We start from the raw sequence: 21953 nt of genomic DNA on the forward strand, positions 1-21953 counted from the left end.
TTATATTGCTTTTCTCAGTTTTTTATAAAAAGCTTCTTCCAGATCGGCAATGTGAAGCATTGATTTTGATAATTGGTTATAAATATCGCTTTTGGAGTTCCTGTTTTTGTACACTCTTGCAATATCCACCGCAAAATCTCTCCAAAGATCACCAATTGCCGTGATTTCTTTAGAAAGTTCTCTTAATTCATCATTTTTAAGAATAACGGCTGCTTCCTGTAGAAATGCACCGTAAATAAACCTGAATCCGCCGCCGCCGGTGCCGATTTCTTCCTGCATTCTGATCAGTTGTCCCAGATAATGATTGGTGGTTTTTGTACCTTTTTTGGCTGCCCATTTCGGAATGCTTCTTGCGACCCATCTCATGGCTTTTACCCCGATAATAGGAACCGGAGCCAGCATATTTTTACAGGTATCTTTTATTCCTTTTTTTATCGCCTCTTCCAGATTTACATGATCCGGAATGTGAGTAGGGTAGTACATATGACCTTTCGGCGGAAGTGCTCCTTTGGCGTATCTCACTTTTTCCAGCTCGGCTTCAGTAAGGGTTGTGGTGTAATCCATCACGGGGTCGCTGATCAGGAATTTTCCGTCTTCTTTTCCGTAAACCACGAGATTGTGAGCGTTAAAATGGAATTTATATTCTTCGGGAAAATAAGTAAGGTTAAAAACGCCGACCTGCAAACCTGTCGGAATATTATTATTGAGGTTTCTTTCTAAAGCTTTTTGTGCTTCGGCAGGATTGGAAAATTTTTCTCTTTTAATTTTAATTCCCAGTCTTTTTGCGGCTTTGCTGAAAATGGCTCCCGGCATCGGACGATAGCTGAAACCCGGTGCAAAATTAACTTTCAGGAAAGGTAAATACACAAAAAATAATCCGGAACCGATTCCGAAGATCATAGGCTCGCTGAGCTTTAATCCTTTATTCAATAATAAATTGGAGGCAACACCGTTTTCGCAATGGGCAGTCTGGTGATGTTCAAAATTAAGTTCCATTCGTTTCTTGTCTTTTTATCGCGGGAAATGCTTGATTTTCATATTGTAGAGATTCTCTTTCCGTCAGAATGAATGACAGTCGGAGGGATTTTTCTCTTTTAATCAATTGTCTACCCTTTGAAGTTTTTTAGTTCATCCACCGAAATACCGAAAGCATCGGCATATTTTTTCAGTACGGAATCGCTTAGTGTTTTAAATATTTTTGGTTTTCCGTGTCTTTTCACGCGCCACTGCCACATTCCGACATAGGCTGCAAGAACCTGCAGATCCATTTTATTCAGCTCCATGAAATAAAAAATGGGGCTTGCTGTATTGTTGGCAACATTTTGTCTTGCTTCTTCAATTCTTTCATTAATCAAAGCCAAAGATTCGTCCAAAGCAGCTTTTTTAGCTTCCCAGCCAATACTGTTTGCGGTCGTGTAGTTGTTGTTTTCATCTGTAACATACAAAACCTCAGTCATATTCGCTGACTTTAAGTTGCTTTCGTCTTGTGGAAGGTCTTGTTTTTTCATCTGAAATTAATATTGAAAGATGGTTTAAATAGTTCGCTAAGATAATAAAAATGTGCAACATAGTATCATTTGTTTTTAGAGGGTCTTACAGGTGTTTACTGGTTATAAATCACCCCAAATCGTTATTTCTCTGTTTTATTTTCGAGCTTACATTTGTTATGATCTTTAAGAAATAATAACCATAAAATCTATATCATGATAAAAAAACATTTTTTAAAAGAAATTGAGATTTCAGGAACGCAGTCAAGAGGAGCTGCGAATTCCTCCAAAGAAGTATCGAAAATACAAAGCTGGCTTAATCTTTACGCTTTTTTAAATCCTTCAAAAGGAACTTCAACCGGGATTGATGGTGATTTCGGACCGGCTACAGAAAAAGCGGTGAAGAATTACCAAAAGGCAAACGGACTTACTGAAAATGGCATTGTAACTCAGGAGCTTTTCCGGAAAATGGCAGATCCTATGATTAAAGCTTTTACCCAGCCTGTTGAGGGAACAGGATTAAGGGAATTGGTCGTGAATGCCGCAAAACAGCATCTTGTTGCCGGAGCACGGGAACTTACCATAAAAGGGGAAGGAAACAGAGGTCCTTGGGTAAGAGCTTATATGGATGGGAGCGAGGGAAAGGATCAGCTTTGGTGTATGGGATTTGTGCAGACGATTTTAGATCAGGCAACAAGTCAGATAGGAGGCAGTTTTACCAATATTGTGAAAAGAAGCTTCAGTTGCGATACGGTAGCTGGTGAAGCGCAGAAAAGAGACAATTTTATTAATTATACTTTGGTGAGAAATCGTGTATATCATGTTCGGCCGGGCGATATTTTTCTTTTGCAGAGCAGTACAAACAGCCACGACTGGATTCATACAGGAATTGTTGTTGAAAGTAACAGAGATGTTTTTGAAACCATCGAAGGAAATACCAATGCAGACGGAAGTGAAAACGGCTATGGCGTATTGCGGAGAACCAGAAATTTTATGAAATCTAAACTGGATATCATCAGAATTGATTAATCAGGAGAGGTATTAAAAACAAAGAAGCTGATCTTTTGGAACAGCTTCTTTGTTTATTTATGATTTCACTTCCTGAATAAATAGAGTAATTTCCGCTCTTATCAGCAATTCATCATCATTGAATGTCTCACAAAAAATCTGACAGATATTTTCAAACTGTGAAACCAATGAGGCTTTTGAAATAATTTTGTTGCCGACTTTGGGCAAGGTAAATATTTCAATTTTTTTTATGTTGGTAATGAAGCCAATTACTTTTGTTTCTGTTTCCGGATTTTCAAAAAAGCTTTGTCCTAAAATTGAGGAGCAGGTTTGTGCTGCATTTTCTATGAGTCCTGCTTCAACGAATACATTATCGTGAACAAAAATATTGTCTTCTTTTATTTCAAAGGAAGTAATCACTTTTTCTTTCGTCAATTCCAGAATATAATCTGTCATCAGCATCGGTTCGCGATGCGGGAGAAAGTTGTGGATATTGATGATGTTTTCTTCCTTAATTTTCATTGAAATTTCTATTTTATTTTACCAGACCTCATAGGTTTCAAAAACCTATGAGGTCTATCTAAGTATAATTACATTACAACCGTTTTCATTTGAGATTTTGCAATAACCTCATCGTTCAGCTTTGTTACAATATCGACTAAAGTAACGCCCATCATTTCATTGAGAATAGAAACTTCGGAAGTTAAGGTGTCGCCCAATTTAGGTAAAGTATACACTTCAAAGGTTTTAATGGCACCAATATATCCTGTAGGAGCTTCTTTTCCTAAAAGGTAAAATTTATAACCGGTGTGTAAAGCTACACTCTGCGCCTGATGTTCTATCAAACCTGAAGCCTGAAAAATTCCGTTCTGAACAAAAATATTCTCTTGCTTAATTTCAAAACCTGAAATCAGGTGGCTTTCGGAATATTCTGAAATGCTGTTCACCATGACGAAAGGAAATCTTTGCGGAATTAAGCTTTCCACAAAGTCCTGATCGGAGGTTGGTAATTTGTTTTCCATTAGCAAACCGTTAGCAAAGCACAGGAATAAGCAAATCTTCCGCTTTCAGGAACACAAAGCAATACTTTTTCTCCTTTTTTCAGCTTTCCGGAATTCATTAATTCTTCTAAAGCGATGAAGATAGAACCTGCTCCGATGTTTCCAACTTCAGAAAGGTTGTAATACCATTTTTCCCAAGGGAAATCCAGTCCTACATTGGCAAATTCTTCTTTAAGTCCTTCTTTAAAGTATCCTGAAGAAATATGCGCCAAAACATGGTCGACTGATTCCGGATCAAGTTCATGCTTATCAAAAGATGATCTTAAACTTTCAGCACCTTTTACCAGAATATATTTATCTAAAATTTTCGTGTCCTGTTTCAATGCAAAAATAGACTGTTTCAGCCATTCGTCGGACGGATAATCTGCCCACGATTTAAGGCTTCCGTCTTCCTGTTTTTCGCATCCTGCATACATACAGGCTTCGATCTCGTGTGCGTAAGAATAGAAATCAATCCATTCTACTTTAAGATTTATTGCGTTTTCTCTCGGTTTATTTTCAAGTAAAAAAGCTCCGGCTCCGTCGGAAAGCATCCATCTTAAAAATTCTCTTTTGAAAGCGATGATGGGTCTTTCTTCCAGTAAAGCGAGGTTTTCTGCTTCATGGTTGAATTTATCCGCCGTCATCCAAGCCGACATTCTCTCGGAACCTGCGCAGACTGCTTTATCCTGAACTCCAGCTTTTACAGAAAGGAATCCGTAGTTCAAAGCGTTCATTCCGGAGTTGCACAATCCGGTTGCGGTATTTATTTCAATAGATTTCCCGATGTTCAGTTCGCCGTGTACCATGGATGCGTGAGAAGGCTGAATCTGATCCGGAGAAGTAGTTCCCACGGATAATAATTTCATGTCTTCCTTTTTGAAATTTTCGTCAAAAAGTCCTTCAATGGCTTTTGCCGTAATCTGGGCATTGGTATGTGTAGGATTTCCTTCTTTATCTAACGCGTAGTATCTTGTCGTAATTTTGTTATTTCTTAAAATAAGAGCTTTCGCTTTAGATTTTGCACCGTTTATATAACCAAGATACGTTTCCATTTCATCATTAGAAACCGGCTCATTGGGTAGGTATTTTGATGCTTTTGTTATAAATACGTCGTACATTCTATTTTAAATTAATTCCTTGTAAATATTCTCTTTGTTTCTTTCTTTTAAACCAGAAAACAGGTGTTGTTAATAAGTGTAAAACCAATACGATAGGTGAAATGATCCATATCGCAGCCATCAAATATACCTTAAAGAATTTAATAAGCAATGGTCGTTTTTCTTTTTTCTTCATGATAAGGTTTGACCAGATGGTGAAAATTTTGTTTCCCACTTTTTCCACTCTTACCAGAAAAGCGCGGATTTCCACCGCTCCGTTTCTCACCAGATCAGGCTGTAAAGTATCCAGATCATTTCTGCTGAAATGTTTTTCAATAATTTCTCCGTATTTTACAGAACCTTTTATTTCTTCATCCGAAACTCCTGCTGCAGGAAGAATTCCCGATTTTTCCTTTTTTCCGGTGGTCAGCCAGCGAAGAATCGTAAGAACACTGGTGTAATTGTCGTGTCGGTCTACCAAAGCGATATTTCCTACCAATTTGGCGTTTAAGTTCTTTAAATATACTTTCAGTTTTTCCTGAGAAAGCATCCACATATTTCTCGTTGCCGAAACGGTAACAACCGGAGTATCTTTTAAGATATTTTCTGCAAAACCACTTTTTAGGAATGAAATGATCGGGATGGACGGTGTTAAATACCAAACCTGATAACCAAAGAAAATCAAATCAAACTTTTTGTTAACCACTTCTTCCGGCGGCGGCAGAATTTCACTCGGGATCTGCAGGTAAGATTCCGGAAAGGTATTGAAGAATACATCATTCGGCCACGGAAAAGGGAAGTCTTTTTTCAGCGTAATGTTGTAATACGTTACACGGTACTCTTCCTTTTTGGCTTCAAAAGGGCGGGCAATATTTTTTACAATATCGGTAAGCTGTCCGGTTTGTGAATAATATATAACGAGTATATCTTTTTGCATGGGTTCTCCTTATTCGTTTACAAAAATATGCTTTTCATATTTATTTTTCAGAACGAAATACTTTTAAAGCTTCTGAACTGAATTTCAGTGTATAATTATTATTTTCCGGTAACGTATTTTTCACATTCATAAAAATGATGGTTTCAGGAAGATTTTCCATTCGGTCTGCTTTGAAGTTTTTATCCGAAACCAGAAGAACGTCTATCTTTTTATCAATTTCCGTACTGTTTTTTATGTATTTAATTTTCCTTCTTTTTACCAAATAAATCTGTTCGGCGATTTGTCTTTTTTCTTCATCTTTCATTAAACTGAAGATTTTTCGGCTCGCCTGCTGAAGTGTAAGTAAAACATCTTTCTGCCCGAAATCATCTGCAATATGCAGAATATTGGCATCTTTAGGAAGGTGTTTATTCAGTTCAAAATAAACCGATTTATTTTTGTTAAAATCTTCTTTTACTTCCTGTACAACTTCGTTATCTTTATACAGATAGCTCAGGAAGAGTTTTTTCTTAAAATAATTTTCATCCTCCAGCTCACTTCGTAACTTCGCAAACTGCTCCCTGAAAAAAGCATTGATCTTTTTTGTTCTTTCGGAATAATTTTTCCCGAAGCGTTCATCATTTTTATCAATTCTGTCGCCCACTTTTACGGTAATTGAACCGTCATAGATAATAAAGTCTCCTTTCGGCTGTACTTCAGAATTTCCGTGAATGTAAACCGGAACCACATCCAGTCCGAATTCTTCTGCGATATAAAAAGCTCCTTTGTGAAATCTTTTGATATCGTTGGTATAAGACCGTTCTGCTTCCGGAAAAACAACCAGAGAATAACCCTGATCTACTTTTTCTCTCAGCTTTTCCATTCCGTTTTCAATACCCTGAGAAACGGGATAAAATCCTAATACTCTCACAATCTTTCCGAAAACAGGAGAGTTGTACACCCAGTCATTCACCAGATAAATGATTTTATGTGTTGTCATGGCTAGAGCCAATGTATCCAGAAACGAAGTGTGATTGGCTATAATGACTGCGGGTCTGCTGAAATCTTCATTCGGGTTTTTAATGAGCTTTTTCTTTACAAATGGATTCGTATAAAGGACAGAAGTTAAAAACTTCGCTAAAATTAATTTAATAAAGTTCAGCGTTTTGCCTTTCGATCGCTTTACAAAGATGCTTCCGATGGCAGAAAAAAGCAATCCGCCTAATCCGTAATACAGGAAAGACAATACTGCATTGAAAAATAACCTGAAAGTAACCGGAGAAAGTCCTTTTTTAGCCCTGTTCGTAATCAGCAAACGGAACCAGAACGGATATAAGGTTGAGGTGATGATGATTACGGAGAACATCCCAATTAAAGCAACCAAAGCTAATGAATGTAGAGCAGGATGTTTGGCGAAAATTAATGAACCGATGGATAAAATCGTTGTGAAAACCGCCAGAATAATGGATGTTCTGTAGGTAGGAAGCTCGTTTTTTCCTGTCGTATGCTCTTTCTGCATTGCCTGTGTAAGGAAAATGCTGAAATCGTCTCCGACTCCGAAAACCAAAGTACAGACAACGGTGCTGAAAATATTCAGTTCCAGACCTAAAAAGTAGAGGATTCCCGCTGTAACCACTCCTGTTAAAACAATCGGGAACATCGTAAGAACCGTTAATTCAAAATTACGGAAGAACACAATAATTGTTAAAATAATTGCCAAAAGGGAATAATTGATTAACGTGTTAAAATCATTTTTCAGCAAGCCCAAAAAGTTTTCGTTCATTTGCTGACGGTCGATTGCCAAAGCATCATGCTTTTTTTCAACGTCTTTAATGAAGGTATCTCTTTTCTTTTCGTCTACTTTTACGACATTGGAAACTGTGTAAAATCCGTTTTCCTGACTCAGAAATTCAGAAATCTGGAGTGCTTTTACCTTTTCGTAATCTTTTAAAGTTAACGTAGAGTAGCTTTTATTTAAATTTTCATTGAACTGATCGAAAGCAGAACTGTTAAATCCGAATTGATTTCCGTTTTTAATTAATTCAGAAACTGTCTGATTTTTTTTATTTTCGTCCCAGAATTTTTTCCAGTTTTCAATTCTTTGCTGCTGATCTTTTTCAGAAAGAACCACATTCCCGAGAGAATTGTAGCTTAAAATTTTTCCTTCTTTTTTTTCTTTTTCTAAAAATTGGCTCAGCTCAGAATTTCTGGTTAAAGCCTGTTCTTCGGAATCGCCGTAAGAAATCGTGTAGATGGATTTTGACGTAATGTCGGATAACTTCTGAAGTTTTGCTTCGCTTATTTTTAAGTCTTTCGGAATATAATTCAGATCGCCGATGTCTTCGTTAAAACCTACTTTTCTGAAACCGAAAAGACACGCAATAATAATAACCGAACAGATAATAATTAAAGGTTTGTTTTTCTCATACGGATACGAACCGATTTTATCGATGAAATTTGCATTGACTGCTTTTTCTTTTTTCTTCGGATGATACAGTTGCGGAATGATAATTAAAGCCGTAACGGAAGATAAAATAACCGTTATTGCGGCGAAAAGTCCCAGATCTTTCAACGCTTCCGAACGTACAAAAACAAGGCATAAAAAAGAAACCGCCGTTGTTGCGCTGCTTAAAATAATAGGCTGCGTAATTTCTTTGTAAAGCTCTTCAATATTGTTGTTGTGTTTGTAATGCGTCAGAATATGAAGGGCGTAATCAATGGTGATTCCTATCAAAATGGCTCCCACGCTCAGAGAAATTGCCGAAATTTTATCTTTAACAAAGTATAAAATCAAAAGAGCGAGTAAAACCGAGAAAACCGTGGGAAGAAATACAATAATCGGCGTAAAAACATTCCTGAAATAATAAATAAGAATCAGAAGAAGAACCGTCATGGAAATAATAACCGTATTCTGAATGTCTTTTTTGATCTGTTGTGCATTCGCAACCGCAATGACAGGCGAACCAAAATAGCTGATTTCTGTTTTTCCTTTAAATTTTGCGTTGAGGTTTTCTTTGATAGTATTTAACTGATTAACAAATGTTTCGTTGTTTTTGGTGTCGTTGCTTTTGTTTTTGGGATCGATGAAAAGCAGCAGGTTTTTCCCATCTTTGGTAACGATGTAATTGTCTTCCAGCTTAAAATCTTTGCTGATGTTTAAAGCATTGAGTTTTTTGATTCCCAGAAAAGTAATTCCCAGCGGATCTTTTTTAATGAATTCTTTGGTAACGAGGCTCGTGGGCGAAACCAGAGAAACGTAGTTGTTTTCAACCTGTTTGGCAATGCTGTCTTTCTGGAGTTTTCTCTCAATTTCTTTGTAATCGTTTTCATTGAGGAATAAAGGCAGATTCTGATTGACGAAATCGAAGGTTTCCGAAATTTCATTATCGTTTACTTTCCCCTGAACCGAACCGATGTATTTTTGCAGAGGTTCAATTTCATGTAAAAAAGAATCCGCAGTCTCCGAAAGCTGAAAATTTTCTTCTTTGGATCTGTTTTCAATAATCACGATGATCTTGTCTGAAAAATTGAGCTGTTTCAGAACTTTTGCGGTAAGATCGGATTTTTCGTTTTTAGGAATGATCTGATTAATGTCTTCCTCAAAATTGATTCTTGAAGCGAAAAACAAACATAAAACGGCAATTCCGACCGAAAAAAATACGGACAGAAGTTTGTTTTTAGAGATCAGATAATATAAAAATATGAAAAAACGATGCATTACATTATAAAAATCAGGTTTGCAAATTTAAATTTTTCGGGGGGAGTTCAAAATTTTTTATCACAAGTTTTATCTGAAAATCAATAAAATATTTAGTAAAAATGAAAAAAAAATATACTTTTGCAAAAGTTCCCAACTGATGAAGCGTGTTTTAAAACAAAAATTGACTAAGTCTAAAACTTAGGTTTTGATATGTTTAAACTATTTGATGAAAAAATAAACGGATTTTTATTTATTATAATCTTTCCTTTCCTTCTCTTTTTCATGTCCTATTACGGATTTGAGACTTCTTATGTTGTAGGAATTAAATCCTGGGAAAAAGCGCCGGATTTTATGTTTTCGTCTGTGTATGCATACCGTGTAATCCCGAATTACCTGAGTGTTCATGTAACGGAGATAATAACTTCTTTGGTGAATAATTATCTTCCTTTTGCAAGAAGTTTTCTTTTGAAGCAGGGTTCGCTGTTTTATCACAGTACATTTTTAATTAATGTTTTCTTTTTTCTACTGACTTCATTTGTTCTGTATAAAATTTTAGAACTGAAGCCCGTAGAAATTCTTTCAAACCAAAAAATCAGAAGAATGGTTCATCTTATTGCGGTATTTTTTATCGTTATTCTTCAATATGTTCCGACTAACTGCGACTGTATCGCGATCTTTTTTTATGTTTTTGGGATGTTTTTAACGTTAAAATATTTACAACATAAAAAGCCTACGGATTTATTGGGATTAAGCATCGTTATATTTATTTCAACTTTTGTGCGGGAAACTGCCTGTCTTAATATCGCTTTCTTTGCAGCGGTTTTTATTGATTTTGAGAATCTGAAGAACAGGAATTTCGCTTTCATAAAAGAAACTTTTTTGCTGGTGATTGCGTTTGTGCTTCCATATATTGCTTTGAGGCTTGTTATTCCGCAGAAAGCTTCTTTTGTGGAAGGAATTTATTTAATTAAGAATTTTACAAGTCCTTTTAATCTTGCCGGACTTTTATTCGGAATTTTAGGGATTTATTTCAGTTATGGTTTTTCTGATGATACCGGAAAAATAATGATGAAAAAATATTTGTTTTTTGCGCTGCCGTATCTTTTAATGATTACTTTAGTGGGGCTTTTCTGGGAGACCAGATTGTTTATGCCTTTGCTGATTACGGGAATCGTAACGGCTTCTTATCAGTTTAAAAATAGTTTACCGGAAAGATGAGTTTACTGCATCCATATTATATTATTGCCATTATCTATATGCTGATTTTCAGTTATCAGGAAGTTTTTCATGGTAAAGTTGAAAAAAAATGGCTTTGGTTCTTGGGGATCTATCTCATGATTATTGCAGGACTTCGGGATCAGGTAGGTCCGGATTACGGAAGTTACCGTGGAATTTACGTGTATTCCGATACCAAAGATTACATCTCGCTCATTATGAAAGGTTTGGGGATGAAGGGACCTCAACCGATCGAAGTGGAATGGCTTTATGTACTCATTAATAAAATTTTACTGAATGTTTTTAATGCACCGTTTTATATTCTCACCTTTGTAATAGCTATTCTTGCGATTTATTTTAAGGTAGAATATACGGATGATAATACGTTTTATCCCTTTACCTTTATGCTTTTCATGTTCATTCCCGGATTTTTTATCGGGGAAAGCGGACAGATCCGGCAGAATCTCGCTTCGTTTATCGCCTATTTCGGAATAAAATATATTAAAGAAAGGAAACTTCTTGCTTATCTTCTCTGTATTTATCTTGCAGCAGGAGTTCATACCGTTTGTTATGTATTTGTCCCGATGTACTGGTTGGTAAGAATACCGCTGAACAGATTTGTAATGCTTTTTATGATTATTACTTCTGTCTTCCTGTCTCCATTTGAAGTCTATCGTGTTTTTGGAGATTTTATGACGGATATTGCCGCAGACAGTACACTTTCTATTGGTTTTAACGGATATATGGATGAAACGGTACAAAGATTGAACGGAGCCATCGGAATTCCTGAAGTAATGATGGCAATCCTCACCTTCTTCCTTTTTGCTTTTGATGAAAAAATGAAAGAAAAATTTCCTTACTACGAATACCATCGTGCGTATGTTGTAATCGGGGTTTGTTTTTATTTCATTTTCAGGGATAATCCTATTTTCTCTTCGCGCCTTGCGGGAGCTTTTATTGGTTTTGCCTATATTATTATTCCGAATGCGATGTATGTGGTTTCTTCGAACTCGAAAAGGATGATCTATTCTTTTATCATCGCCCTTACTGTTTTCAACTTTGTTGTATTCTCAAGCTTTAAAAATATTGTGAACGGAAGATTTACGTGGGATTTGTATGAGAATCATCTATTGCCTTAAAAGAGCTTACAACAACCATCAATAAACGAAGACAATACTGAAGAGTGTTGTCTTTTTTATTTCAATATCTCTCAAATTATCAGGGTATTAAAATTAATTCGATGCATAATTTATTGTAAAAAGATTAGAGAAAATAATGTATTTTCGCAGAACCTGAGTTTGAAAATGATATATTGACATCTATAATGATTAATTGTGGAGTATTGTTTTATTGATTCCTTTTATTGTGAAGTTTTTTATAAAATAAATCGATTTTCTTTAACAAGGGTTTAAATGTTGTATTGTATTAACAACAGCATAAAATCAAAGGACATGAAAAAATCGTTTACCAATTTCGCAGCACTTTTAAGTTGCCTGTTTGCGCATGAAATATACGCCAAAGAAAATTTTAAGATAAATAAATCTGATGATTGGACAACATCAGAAAAAAAACATTCCGGACACTCAGATTCATTGGTGGAATCATTGCATAAAGACCGTTTTCCCCATGCTCATAACGGAAAGTTATTAGCTCCGGACTGGACGAAAGCTCCCAACAGTTATATTTTTGATCCCAGCCAAAACAGCAACGGTATTTACATTCCCGTTAGAAAAGCATATGCGATGTGGGCGCAGGATAAATTATTGGGAGGTGCAGGAATTCCTGCGGGTAAAGTTACGGCAGATGTTCTTTGGGAAGATGTTCACGGCTTAATAAAATCCGACGCTGGTTATCGGCTTGAAGTAACAGATTTCGGCGAAAATGCCAAAATTAAAGTGCCTGTAAACAAATCTAAAAAAGGAAATGCGGTCATTGCTTTCAGAGTAGACGGAGAAGTCTACTGGTCTTGGCACGTTTGGGTCACAGATGATCCTTCCAACGGCTCCACTTATAAAAGTTACCCCAATGTGAAAAGACAAAAAGCAGACGGAACGATTGAAGCTATTCCCGATGAAGAATGGGGCTGGATGGATAGAAATCTCGGTGCAGTAAGCAGTTCTATAACGGCAAACGACTGGAATAGAAACGGAGGACTGCTTTATCAGTGGGGAAGAAAAGATCCCATTCCGCCATTGGTTTACAGAGGAAATGATTTCTATGAAGTTTCAGGATCAATAGGAAGGATAAGACATCGCGGCGCAAAAAACTTCACCGGAGCAGCAAATTTTGATAATTTAAGAAAATTTGTACTGCTGTCTAATGCTACGGTCTCCAATAACCTGAAGCTTTCGGTAAAAAATCCTTTAAGTTTAATCTATGTAAATAAAGACGACAATTCTGGCATTGCTTATTATAACAACAATGCAAATCTGATGGTAAACTGGTTTGGGAAAATGCCGGGTTTGAATGACAGTCAGCTTCCGGAGCTGAATCTCTGGTCGGATAACTCTCAGGGAAAAGTTACTTCAGGATATAATGCAGAAGCTGCAGCACAGCCTTACCGTAACAAATCTTCCTATGATCCCTGTCCGAACGGATGGCGCGTTCCATCCGCATTAGTTGCCAATCTGGCTTCTCCTACTTATGTTGATGATATTCGGGTAGATTTTTCTCCGTTTGGCGTAAGAACAAATATGTCTAAAAATGTTTTTGAAGCCAATAATTATCATAAAATAAAACCTACGGATGCCGGAACGCCAAATTTTATGACCAATTTTAAGCTGTATCCTAATTTCGGTTTTGATCTTTCGAATGCAGGAGGTTTCAATATGGGAATTTTTCCGGGAACGGGAGCCGTTGTTCTGAATGCGCACCAAGGACAGTTTACAGATCAGCATCAGACCACCTTATGGACGGCAACCATGGCAAGACATTTTGATACAACGCCGTCTGTAGGAGCGAGAACGTTATTTTTAATTCCGGATAAAATGCAGCCGGATATTCCGGATTCCGGTTATCCTGATGTAAAAGGAAGATACTGGTATTTTCCGCTTGCCGGAAATTCTACAACAGATGCAGCAGGCTGCAGATGTATAAAAGATCCTTTGTATGTTGTGAACGAATATGATTTCCCTACGGAATATATTGTCTCTGAAACCGAATACCGTGAAGGTCTGAATAATCCGAACACGTATCAGGTCGTAAAAAATACTTCAGCTTTTACCGTGGAGATTCCTGTAAGTAAGGCATTTTCTGTACAAAGTCAGTTGCTGAACAATAAAGATATTTTAAACTCAGTTAATTTTAATAATCTTAAAGCCAATGTTCTATGGACAACCAACACCGGTTTGGTAAACAATGTTACTGTTGTTAATCCGTCACCGGCTTCTCTGGATGCAATTTCTTCCTCCAAAATTACAGTCATCATTAATCCTAACCAAAGTGGAAATGCGGTCGTTACTTTACATAACGGAAGCATCACAAATCCTGTGTATTGGTCTTGGCATATCTGGGTAACCGATACAGCTATTGGTTCTTATAATTATACAACCGAACTTCCTATAACTTCTGTAACGAACTATGTGAATTATGTCCCGAAGGCAGATAATGTTTTTCAGACAGAATTTATGGACAGAAATCTTGGCGCGACCGATGCCTTTCCTGTTGTAGCGAATCCGTTAACGCCAACTGCAGCAGAACTGGCAAAAATTAAAGCTTCCACAGGACTGCATTATCAGTGGGGAAGAAAAGATCCGTTGCCGATCTTTCAGTATGCAGACGACAGAACGTCTCATCCTGTTTATCTTGGAAATACCGCAAACGGAGTTTTAACCTACACAACACTTTCTGCGGCTTCCTACAACGATCTCGCCGGAAATTATATTGTACCTTACAACACCTACACCAATTCGGCAAACGCCAATGTTTCGGCTGCTGATAAAATTTCAGATAAAGTTTCAAAAGTATTGTCGTATTCTGTTAAAAATCCTTTGGTTTATATGATTCCGAGTGCATTTGCACCTTATAACAGCACAACTCCGATTTACACCAACGGAACCGACTGGCTCGCCAATGAACCGAATCTTGCTCCCGACCGATGGGGAAGAGGAGGCAAAAAATCTCCGTTTGATCCTTGTCCGGAAGGATGGAGAATTCCTGATCTTACCGGAGTTATGATATCAACGGGGCAGGATTTCGGGTTCACACCGTGGTATAAAAAAGATAAGAATGCAGCTACTTCATACAGCATCATTACAGATTATCTGGGACAGAGAGTGCGAAGAAGCGCTTCCGCGAGTTATACCATCGGATATATGTTTAACGATTCGTCTTACAAAACCGGAAATTATCCGAATTCCGGATCGCGTGGTTTCAGAAGTGTAACGGCAAACCAAACGGCAACAGGAACTTATAATTTTATCAATTATCAGTATCCCGGAGTGTGGACTGCTGCTCTGAATTCAAATTATATCGGAAGACCGGTTAATATTTTATTTGATGCCGCTTCTACCGCCAACCGAATGATCGCTTTTCATGATAACAACGATCCGTATTTCGGGATGAGCTGCCGTTGTGTAAAAATTAAATATGATGCCGAAGGAAATGAAGAAGGGGTAATTCCTAAGCTTCAGATTACATCTTTACCGGCTTCAAAGCCTTCTGCGGTTCTTAGTAAAAATGATGTTCAGGCAATCAAAGAAGATAAAATTTCATTCTTTCCGAATCCTGTAAAAGAGGAACTGTACATCAAAACACCGGATAGCAGAAACGGATATTATTATCAGATTTACAATATGTCCGGACAACTGGTAAAATCCGGAAAATTCGAAGGCGGAAAAACCAATCTCTCGTTATTGATTACCGGAACCTATTTGCTGAGAATCAACGATTCAAAAGAAATTGTAAAAATCATTAAGGAATAATTGATATAAAATAGCAACCCGAAGAGAAATAAAACCGTAATTAAGTTAAAATCATTATTTTTGAGTCTTAAATAATGAAAACAAACTGAAAGCTGTTTTGTTTCTCTTTTTTTGTTCCAAATTTTTCAAAACACATTATGAGGCTAGAAAAAGTCGTATCGAATTTCAATATTAAAATTGGTATCTATTTTTTAATTGCAGTTACGGCTGTTTATACGCTTGTATTCACTTATTATTACAATTTTAAAGACGACGGATATATTCTTGGAGACTGGCTCATTAATTATCAGGATGGCGGTTTTAAAAGAAGAGGATTGTCCGGAAGCTTTTTCTTTCTTTTGCAGGATCTTACAGGATTGCGGTTAAATTATCTGGTCTATTTCGTACAGTTTTTAATTATTTCCGGATTTTTCTGGCTGTATACCAAACTCATCCGGTATAAAGCCACCGATTTGCTTTATTTTTCACTTTTACTGTCTTCCATTGGTTTTGTGGGGCTTTTAAACACGGTAACTTATGTCGGAAAAAAAGAATTTATTGTTTTTCTTTTATTTGCATGGTTTGCCTACCTATTAGATAACGATAAACTGTCGAAGAACAAAGAATATTTTTTCTGTATTGCACTTTTCATAACGACCTTTCTGCACGAAGTAGTTTTGTTTTACGTTCCGTACTTTGCGATTGCTTTATATCTGAAAGCAGGAAAGTTTGAATTTAAAAGATATCTCAAATATTTTCTCTCCGTTGGAATCCCCACGCTTTTAATCCTGGCTTTTGGTAAAAATGTAAACGAAGGAAGATCTCTTCAGATTCTTTGTGAAAGAGGAGTTCATCCTACCTACGGAATTTTTTACTGGAACATCAATGAAAGAGATTATATCAGACAACACAGCAGCGAATATGTTCTTTATTTTTTAAGTTTATCAATAAGTATTTTTCATATCGGGTATTATTTAAAATTTCTAAACAACCGAAAGATTTTATCTATATTATTAATCGGAGCCTTTTTGTCTTCATTTCCCCTGTTTTATCTTGCCATTGATTGGGGAAGATGGATGTATATTCATATGATGCTCATAATTGTCCTCTTTGCTTTGCTGTTAAGGAAAGAACGCAGCATTTACGCATTCGAACCCATTGTGATCAGCCGTAAATTTTACATCACGCTTTTCATTATTATTTTCTCATTATTATATAGAGTAGAGATGTCCGGAAAGGGCTTTACTTTCGAAGGAATTATCTACAGAGTCTGTGTTGCGCCGCTTGAATTATTAAATAAAATGTAATTCAAAAAAACTATCTAATAAAAAAACTTTACTTTTGCAAAAATTTCTGGAATGTCGAAAAATTTAGTAATCGTTGAGTCACCGGCAAAAGCAAAAACTATTCAAAAGTATTTAGGTAAGGATTTCGAGGTAAAATCAAGCTTCGGACACATCCGGGATTTGCCTAAAAAAGGAATGGGGATTGATCTGTCGACCTTCAGTCCGGATTACGAAGTTTCTGCCGACAAAAAGAAATTGGTAACCGAACTGAAAGCTGCCGTAAAAAAAGCCGAAATGGTTTGGCTGGCTTCCGATGAGGACCGTGAAGGAGAAGCTATCGCATGGCATTTGGCAGAAGAACTGAAACTGAAGCCCGAAAACAGAAAAAGAATTGTTTTCCATGAGATTACTAAAAATGCCATTCTGAAATCTATTGAGAATCCGAGAGATATTGATCAGAATCTCGTCAACGCTCAACAGGCAAGAAGAGTTCTCGACAGGATCGTAGGTTTTGAAATGTCTCCGGTTCTCTGGAAAAAAGTAAAACCGGGATTATCTGCGGGAAGAGTACAGTCTGTTGCCGTAAGATTAATTGTAGAAAGAGAAAAAGAAATCCGTGAGTTTGTGCCGAAAGCAAGTTTTAAATTAGACGGAATTTTCTTAAATAAAACAAAGCAGGAAATTTCTGCGAAGCTGAAAAAAGATTTTGACAAAGAAGAAGAGGCAGAAAAATTCCTTGAACAGGCAAAAACCACCGAGTTTAGAGTTTTAAATGTTGAAACAAAACCCGGAACACGTTCAGCTTCTGCACCTTTTACCACTTCTACATTACAGCAGGAAGCTTCTTCAAGACTAGGATATAATGTAACCAACACCATGCGTCTTGCGCAGAGATTATATGAAGAAGGATACATTACCTATATGAGAACCGACTCGGTAAACCTTTCTCAGGAAGCGATTGAAGGCGCAAAAAAACAAATTGTCTCAGAATACGGAGCGGAATATTCTGCACCGAGAAACTATACCACAAAATCCGCTTCTGCACAGGAAGCGCACGAAGCGATCCGTCCTACAGATTTCGCTGTGAAAACAGTAGGAGATGCCCAGTTGAACAGATTATACCAGTTAATCTACAGAAGAACACTCGCTTCTCAGATGGCAAATGCCAAAATTGAGAAAACGGTGATTGAAATCGGGAACACAAAACTTCCGCAGCATTTCGAAGCACAGGGTGAAGTCATTATTTTCGACGGTTTCCTGAAAGCTTACGGAATTGTAAAAGCCGAAGAGGATGACGAAGAAAACAACGAAAAATTGCTTCCTAAAGTAACCGTAGGAGAAGTTTTAGACTATAAAAAAATAACGGCAACCGAAAAATTCACAAGACCGAGCGCAAGATATACCGAAGCCGGTCTGGTAAAAAAACTGGAAGAATTGGGAATCGGTCGTCCATCGACGTATGCACCGACCATTCAGACCATCCAGAACCGTGAATATGTGGATAAAAGAGAAATTGAACCGCAGACAAGAGAAGTGGTGAAGATTTCTTTAACCAACAATACCATTAAAAAAGAAGTCCTTGACGAAAAATTCGGAGGGGATAAAAATAAATTCGTTCCAACGGACACGGGTGAAGTGGTAAGTAATTTCTTGACGGATAACTTTAAAGAAATCTTAGATTACGGCTTTACAGCAAGAGTAGAAGAAAGTTTCGACGAAATTGCAAACGGTGACCAGAAATGGAAAGAGATGATGACGGATTTCTACTCAAAATTCCATCCGAGAATTGAAGATGTGGAAGAAAATGCAGACCGTGCAACTGGAGACCGACTTCTGGGAGTAGATCCGAAAACAGGGAAAAATGTTCACGCAAGAATCGGAAGATTCGGGGCAATGATCCAGATCGGGGAAACAGACGATGAAGAAAAACCGGTTTTCGCCTCGTTAATGGCAGGACAGAATATCGCAACCATTACTTTTGAAGAAGCGTTGGAACTGTTCAAACTTCCATTTGATTTAAATGAAGTGGACGGACAGCCGGTTTCTGTGGGAGTCGGAAGATTCGGACCTTATGTGAAGTGGGGAGAAACGTTCATCAGCATTCCAAAAGGAGAAGATCCGCTTTCTGTAGATCAGAAACGTGCAGAAGAGATCATCAACGAAAAGAAAATCGCAGATGCGCCGATCGCGACTTACAAAGGGGAACCGGTAACGAAAGGAACGGGAAGATTCGGACCTTTCATAAAGTACAAAGATATTTTCGTAAACGTTCCGAAGCGATACGATTTTGAAAACCTTTCTCAAAGCGACATCAATGAATTAATTGATGCCAAACTCGAAAAAGAAGCGAACCGATACATCCAGCAATGGGAAAAAGAAAAGATCTCCATTGAAAACGGAAGATGGGGACCTTTCATCAAATTTGGGAAAGCGATGTTCAAGATTCCGAGAAAGGCGGATGATACCAAATATGAAGGAGAGGAGTTAAAAGAAATTTCTCTTGATGAGGTTAAAAAATGGATTACCGATCAGGATCCGAAAGCTTTTGCAGAGAAAAAGAAACCTGCGGCAAAGAAAGCTACAACCGCAAAGAAAACAACCACTACCAAAAAGGCAACGGCAACAAAGAAGCCTTCCGCAAAAAAGTAGATGGATTTTTAAAAATAGAGAAAGCACAGATTTGGGTCTGTGCTTTTTGATTATATATTTTGGATCTGCCCGTCTATTTGATTTATTGTTTTGTTAAAATAATATTTTTGGGTAAAGGTTGTGGGAACGGATTTGTATTATAATATTGACAATCTACAGTAATAATATCTGTCATGTCAGAAAATTTCCAATTTAATTTTGTTTTGGTTGAATCTGTAAAATTTATCATTATTAATCCATTCATTCCGCAAATTTCAGGATCGATATATCGCAAAGAATATTTTGTGCTAGTTGGAGAAAAGATTTTCCCGCCTACAACTTTAGCATTATTATCCGGAATAGATGTATTGTCAAACAAAACCTGTCCATTAGAATCAGTAACTTTGAATTTTCCAATTAGAACATCCATGTAATAAGGATTATTGTCTAGATGAGTAAAATATTTTTTTACTTTCTTTAATTCTATAAAAAAAACTTTTCCATTCCAGTTTGCTGTCCACATTCCCTCATATGATAATAGTTCACTATTTAGATCTTTTATGTAAGAGTTTGAAGGTACTATTGAATATGTTCTTAAGGGATAAATTTGAGCATTACAAGAAATTATTAATGTAAAGGTTATAAGTGCTAACGTATTTTTCATAAGTAGAATATTTAAGTTTAATTGCATGTTGTTTTAGTGCCATCTGAGTTTATTAATGATGCTGTACCTGTTGTCTTTTCAATATGATAGATTTCTAAACCGGCTATTTTTACACTTTCTACAAGAAAGCGTACAAAAAACTTCTCTAAATCGTTTTGATCGAAACTTCCATCATCTTTTTGTAGCTTTTGAACTTCTGTTAAGTACCAAGTTTTCCATCCGTTATATTGACTAACAGTAATGACAGGAGTAGATGCTCCAGTATAGTTTAGCATATAGTTTCCTTCTGAAGTAATAACCATGGCATAAGCATCTGCAATACTTCCGTGTGATTGCGCATTATGAACACAACTTGTTAAAAATGTTGCTAAATCAGCAGGTGAAAATATTTTTATTGGATTTCCATTAGCGGTTTCATTGTTATGAGTATGCATAAACCCAAAATACTGGTTGCCATTTGGAAGTTTTACATTATGTGTACCAATTGTATTTTCCATAGGTGGATATTGTACTCCTGTAACACCTGTATTAGCAGGGGGATATCCTGCTGCAAATCCCATTTCGTGATCATAAGCAAATACTTCTGATTTATCTAGCGCAGCTACTTTTTCTTTAAATTTTGTATTATCAAAATTTTCTTTAATTTTCTGACAAGGATCATGAGTACTGGTTACTATAACTCCCGATCCATTACCATTGCAATCAGCGGTAAGTTTGCTATAACCTCCTGAAGAATTTTTGTTAACATTGGGGTAGTATGATCCGGTACAATGATTGTACCATCCCAAAGTGTTTCCTTGATTGTCTAAAACCAAATCTGTACAATCGTTAGTGGTATCGTTACTCCATGGTGATGTTCCGGTTGTTCCTCCATCATTCCAACCACCGTTGGGAGGGGGAGTATCTTCAGATCCAACTCCAGTGCCAACGTCTCCATTGCCACTTGGTGTACCTCCATCAGGAGAACAATCTCCAATCCCGTCATTATAAGTAACCTCACTCCCTGTTTTACCTTCCAAGTTTATTGAGGTTATGGTTCCTGTAAAATAATCAAACCTTATTCTAGGATTATCAGAAAGAGGTTGTAAAGAATGGTAAATGATTATATTAGCAGTTTCTATATTATTATCAACTTTTTTAACTTCAAGATTGTAAACTGTTTTGTTGTCTGTATTAGGAACATCAATACCAAAAATATAATAAGTAGTATTGCCTTGTGTCTTTTCTGCTATATCTGTAAGCTGCAAATTTAAAAACTTAAATGATTTTGCAGTGTTGTGATTTGGAATGTTTATCCTCAAATCTTTTCTTCCTGTTTTTTTCTGAATATAATTACTTACGTCAGGAATATCTTTAAGTGTAATTATTCTGAATTTTGAAGAATTAGAAATTTTTAAAGAATTTTGATCCTGAACATAATCGTTCATACAGGATTGTAGGACGAAACTAAGGACTATCAGAAACGACAGCCACGAGATTATTTTTTTTGTCATAAGCATTTGTTTTTTGTTGTCTAAATTTAATAAATAAATCTCTACATGATGATGAATTTTAACAAAAGTAAAATGAAATTTCTTTATATATCATTATTATTTTAATATTTTTGATTAAAATTTTAATACAATGAGCTTAGGAACCAAAGTAAGACAATACCGTGAAGCCAAAAGATTATCTCAGGACGACCTTGCATTGCGTTTAGATGTTACCCAAAGTACAATTTCTAATATAGAATCGGATAAGAGTATTCCTAATTCTCTGTTATTAAGCAAAATTGCAAAGGAGCTGGATGTAGATATGAACCAATTGTTTGATGATAAGATCACCAATATTAATCAAATAGAAAAGTTCGAAGGAGGTGTAAATTTAGTGCACGGAACAATCAATATTCAGTCTCCTGAAATGCTGGAAGCGATCCTGAAAAATCAGGAGCAGATAGCCAACCTCATCGATTCACAAAATAAATTGATAGAAAAACTGTTAAAAGAAAAATAGGGAGAAGCATTCTCGG

Annotated in this window: 16 protein-coding genes; 7 read left to right on the forward strand and 9 right to left on the reverse strand. The window is 36.6% G+C overall.

The window, feature by feature from the left end; all coding sequences use genetic code 11:
* A complete protein-coding gene (locus tag QWT87_RS03165) occupies positions 1 to 996 on the reverse strand; it encodes a BtrH N-terminal domain-containing protein (RefSeq protein ID WP_185207112.1) in 996 nt (331 codons plus the stop codon).
* 110 nt (positions 997 to 1106) lie between these two features.
* On the reverse strand, positions 1107 to 1508 hold the full coding sequence (locus QWT87_RS03170) for a hypothetical protein (RefSeq protein ID WP_087708369.1): 402 nt from the start codon (positions 1506 to 1508) through the stop codon (positions 1107 to 1109).
* A gap of 195 nt (positions 1509 to 1703) precedes the next feature.
* Here QWT87_RS03170 and QWT87_RS03175 point away from each other — a divergent pair, with 195 nt between their 5' ends.
* A complete protein-coding gene (locus tag QWT87_RS03175) occupies positions 1704 to 2516 on the forward strand; it encodes a peptidoglycan-binding domain-containing protein (protein WP_302713534.1) in 813 nt (270 codons plus the stop codon).
* Between the two features lie 57 nt (positions 2517 to 2573).
* Here the strand turns inward: QWT87_RS03175 and QWT87_RS03180 are convergent, their stop codons facing one another.
* The 5 genes from QWT87_RS03180 to QWT87_RS03200 all read right to left on the reverse strand — a co-directional run bounded on the left by QWT87_RS03180 (position 2574) and on the right by QWT87_RS03200 (position 9269).
* Positions 2574 to 3017 (reverse strand): ABC transporter permease, encoded by a 444-nt coding sequence (locus QWT87_RS03180; protein WP_087708371.1) that lies wholly within the window; start codon positions 3015 to 3017, stop codon positions 2574 to 2576.
* A gap of 68 nt (positions 3018 to 3085) precedes the next feature.
* Positions 3086 to 3517, reverse strand: coding sequence for a hypothetical protein (locus tag QWT87_RS03185; protein WP_302713536.1), 432 nt, complete (start codon positions 3515 to 3517; stop codon positions 3086 to 3088).
* Positions 3517 to 4656: a beta-ketoacyl-ACP synthase III gene (locus QWT87_RS03190; RefSeq protein ID WP_302713538.1), complete on the reverse strand. Its 1140-nt coding sequence runs from the start codon at positions 4654 to 4656 to the stop codon at positions 3517 to 3519. The genes QWT87_RS03185 and QWT87_RS03190 overlap by 1 nt, the downstream gene beginning before the upstream one ends.
* 1 nt (position 4657) lies before the next feature.
* Positions 4658 to 5572, reverse strand: coding sequence for a dialkylrecorsinol condensing enzyme DarA (locus QWT87_RS03195; protein WP_302713540.1), 915 nt, complete (start codon positions 5570 to 5572; stop codon positions 4658 to 4660).
* Between the two features lie 40 nt (positions 5573 to 5612).
* Positions 5613 to 9269: an MMPL family transporter gene (locus QWT87_RS03200; protein WP_302713542.1), complete on the reverse strand. Its 3657-nt coding sequence runs from the start codon at positions 9267 to 9269 to the stop codon at positions 5613 to 5615.
* Positions 9270 to 9461: 192 nt separating this feature from the next.
* Here QWT87_RS03200 and QWT87_RS03205 point away from each other — a divergent pair, with 192 nt between their 5' ends.
* From QWT87_RS03205 to topA, 5 genes are all read left to right on the forward strand, one after another.
* Complete coding sequence (locus tag QWT87_RS03205) at positions 9462 to 10469, forward strand: hypothetical protein (protein WP_302713544.1); 1008 nt, start codon at positions 9462 to 9464, stop codon at positions 10467 to 10469.
* Entirely contained in the window at positions 10466 to 11605 is a 1140-nt protein-coding gene (locus tag QWT87_RS03210) for an EpsG family protein (RefSeq protein ID WP_302713546.1), read from the forward strand. Before QWT87_RS03205 ends, QWT87_RS03210 begins: the two co-directional genes overlap by 4 nt.
* A gap of 312 nt (positions 11606 to 11917) precedes the next feature.
* Positions 11918 to 15388: a T9SS type A sorting domain-containing protein gene (locus QWT87_RS03215; RefSeq protein WP_302713548.1), complete on the forward strand. Its 3471-nt coding sequence runs from the start codon at positions 11918 to 11920 to the stop codon at positions 15386 to 15388.
* Positions 15389 to 15525: 137 nt separating this feature from the next.
* A complete protein-coding gene (locus tag QWT87_RS03220) occupies positions 15526 to 16674 on the forward strand; it encodes a hypothetical protein (protein ID WP_302713550.1) in 1149 nt (382 codons plus the stop codon).
* Between the two features lie 51 nt (positions 16675 to 16725).
* A complete protein-coding gene (gene topA, locus QWT87_RS03225; RefSeq protein ID WP_302713552.1) occupies positions 16726 to 19302 on the forward strand; it encodes a type I DNA topoisomerase in 2577 nt (858 codons plus the stop codon).
* A gap of 82 nt (positions 19303 to 19384) precedes the next feature.
* Here the strand turns inward: topA and QWT87_RS03230 are convergent, their stop codons facing one another.
* Together QWT87_RS03230 and QWT87_RS03235 are read right to left on the reverse strand one after the other, a co-directional pair.
* Positions 19385 to 19945 carry a DUF6705 family protein gene (locus QWT87_RS03230; protein WP_302713554.1) on the reverse strand — a complete coding sequence of 187 codons (561 nt, stop codon included), beginning with the start codon at positions 19943 to 19945 and terminating at the stop codon, positions 19385 to 19387.
* 17 nt (positions 19946 to 19962) lie between these two features.
* Complete coding sequence (locus QWT87_RS03235; protein ID WP_302713556.1) at positions 19963 to 21372, reverse strand: hypothetical protein; 1410 nt, start codon at positions 21370 to 21372, stop codon at positions 19963 to 19965.
* A gap of 196 nt (positions 21373 to 21568) precedes the next feature.
* Here QWT87_RS03235 and QWT87_RS03240 point away from each other — a divergent pair, with 196 nt between their 5' ends.
* A complete protein-coding gene (locus QWT87_RS03240; protein ID WP_302713558.1) occupies positions 21569 to 21937 on the forward strand; it encodes a helix-turn-helix domain-containing protein in 369 nt (122 codons plus the stop codon).
* Positions 21938 to 21953: the final 16 nt, after the last annotated feature.

The sequence above is a fragment of the Chryseobacterium urinae genome, assembly GCF_030518295.1.
Lineage (GTDB): Bacteria > Bacteroidota > Bacteroidia > Flavobacteriales > Weeksellaceae > Chryseobacterium > Chryseobacterium mucoviscidosis.

What these genes read in the sequence shown, in the direction of transcription:
- QWT87_RS03175 (WP_302713534.1), top strand. Translation starts at nt 1,704, where the DNA reads ATGATAAAAAAACATTTTTTAAAAGAAATTGAGATTTCAGGAACGCAG.
- QWT87_RS03170 (WP_087708369.1), bottom strand. Translation starts at nt 1,508, where the DNA reads ATGAAAAAACAAGACCTTCCACAAGACGAAAGCAACTTAAAGTCAGCG.
- QWT87_RS03215 (WP_302713548.1), top strand. Translation starts at nt 11,918, where the DNA reads ATGAAAAAATCGTTTACCAATTTCGCAGCACTTTTAAGTTGCCTGTTT.
- QWT87_RS03200 (WP_302713542.1), bottom strand. Translation starts at nt 9,269, where the DNA reads ATGCATCGTTTTTTCATATTTTTATATTATCTGATCTCTAAAAACAAA.
- QWT87_RS03185 (WP_302713536.1), bottom strand. Translation starts at nt 3,517, where the DNA reads ATGGAAAACAAATTACCAACCTCCGATCAGGACTTTGTGGAAAGCTTA.
- QWT87_RS03230 (WP_302713554.1), bottom strand. Translation starts at nt 19,945, where the DNA reads ATGAAAAATACGTTAGCACTTATAACCTTTACATTAATAATTTCTTGT.
- QWT87_RS03235 (WP_302713556.1), bottom strand. Translation starts at nt 21,372, where the DNA reads ATGAACGATTATGTTCAGGATCAAAATTCTTTAAAAATTTCTAATTCT.
- QWT87_RS03195 (WP_302713540.1), bottom strand. Translation starts at nt 5,572, where the DNA reads ATGCAAAAAGATATACTCGTTATATATTATTCACAAACCGGACAGCTT.
- QWT87_RS03210 (WP_302713546.1), top strand. Translation starts at nt 10,466, where the DNA reads ATGAGTTTACTGCATCCATATTATATTATTGCCATTATCTATATGCTG.
- QWT87_RS03205 (WP_302713544.1), top strand. Translation starts at nt 9,462, where the DNA reads ATGTTTAAACTATTTGATGAAAAAATAAACGGATTTTTATTTATTATA.
- QWT87_RS03180 (WP_087708371.1), bottom strand. Translation starts at nt 3,017, where the DNA reads ATGAAAATTAAGGAAGAAAACATCATCAATATCCACAACTTTCTCCCG.
- QWT87_RS03220 (WP_302713550.1), top strand. Translation starts at nt 15,526, where the DNA reads ATGAGGCTAGAAAAAGTCGTATCGAATTTCAATATTAAAATTGGTATC.
- QWT87_RS03190 (WP_302713538.1), bottom strand. Translation starts at nt 4,656, where the DNA reads ATGTACGACGTATTTATAACAAAAGCATCAAAATACCTACCCAATGAG.
- QWT87_RS03240 (WP_302713558.1), top strand. Translation starts at nt 21,569, where the DNA reads ATGAGCTTAGGAACCAAAGTAAGACAATACCGTGAAGCCAAAAGATTA.
- topA (WP_302713552.1), top strand. Translation starts at nt 16,726, where the DNA reads ATGTCGAAAAATTTAGTAATCGTTGAGTCACCGGCAAAAGCAAAAACT.
- QWT87_RS03165 (WP_185207112.1), bottom strand. Translation starts at nt 996, where the DNA reads ATGGAACTTAATTTTGAACATCACCAGACTGCCCATTGCGAAAACGGT.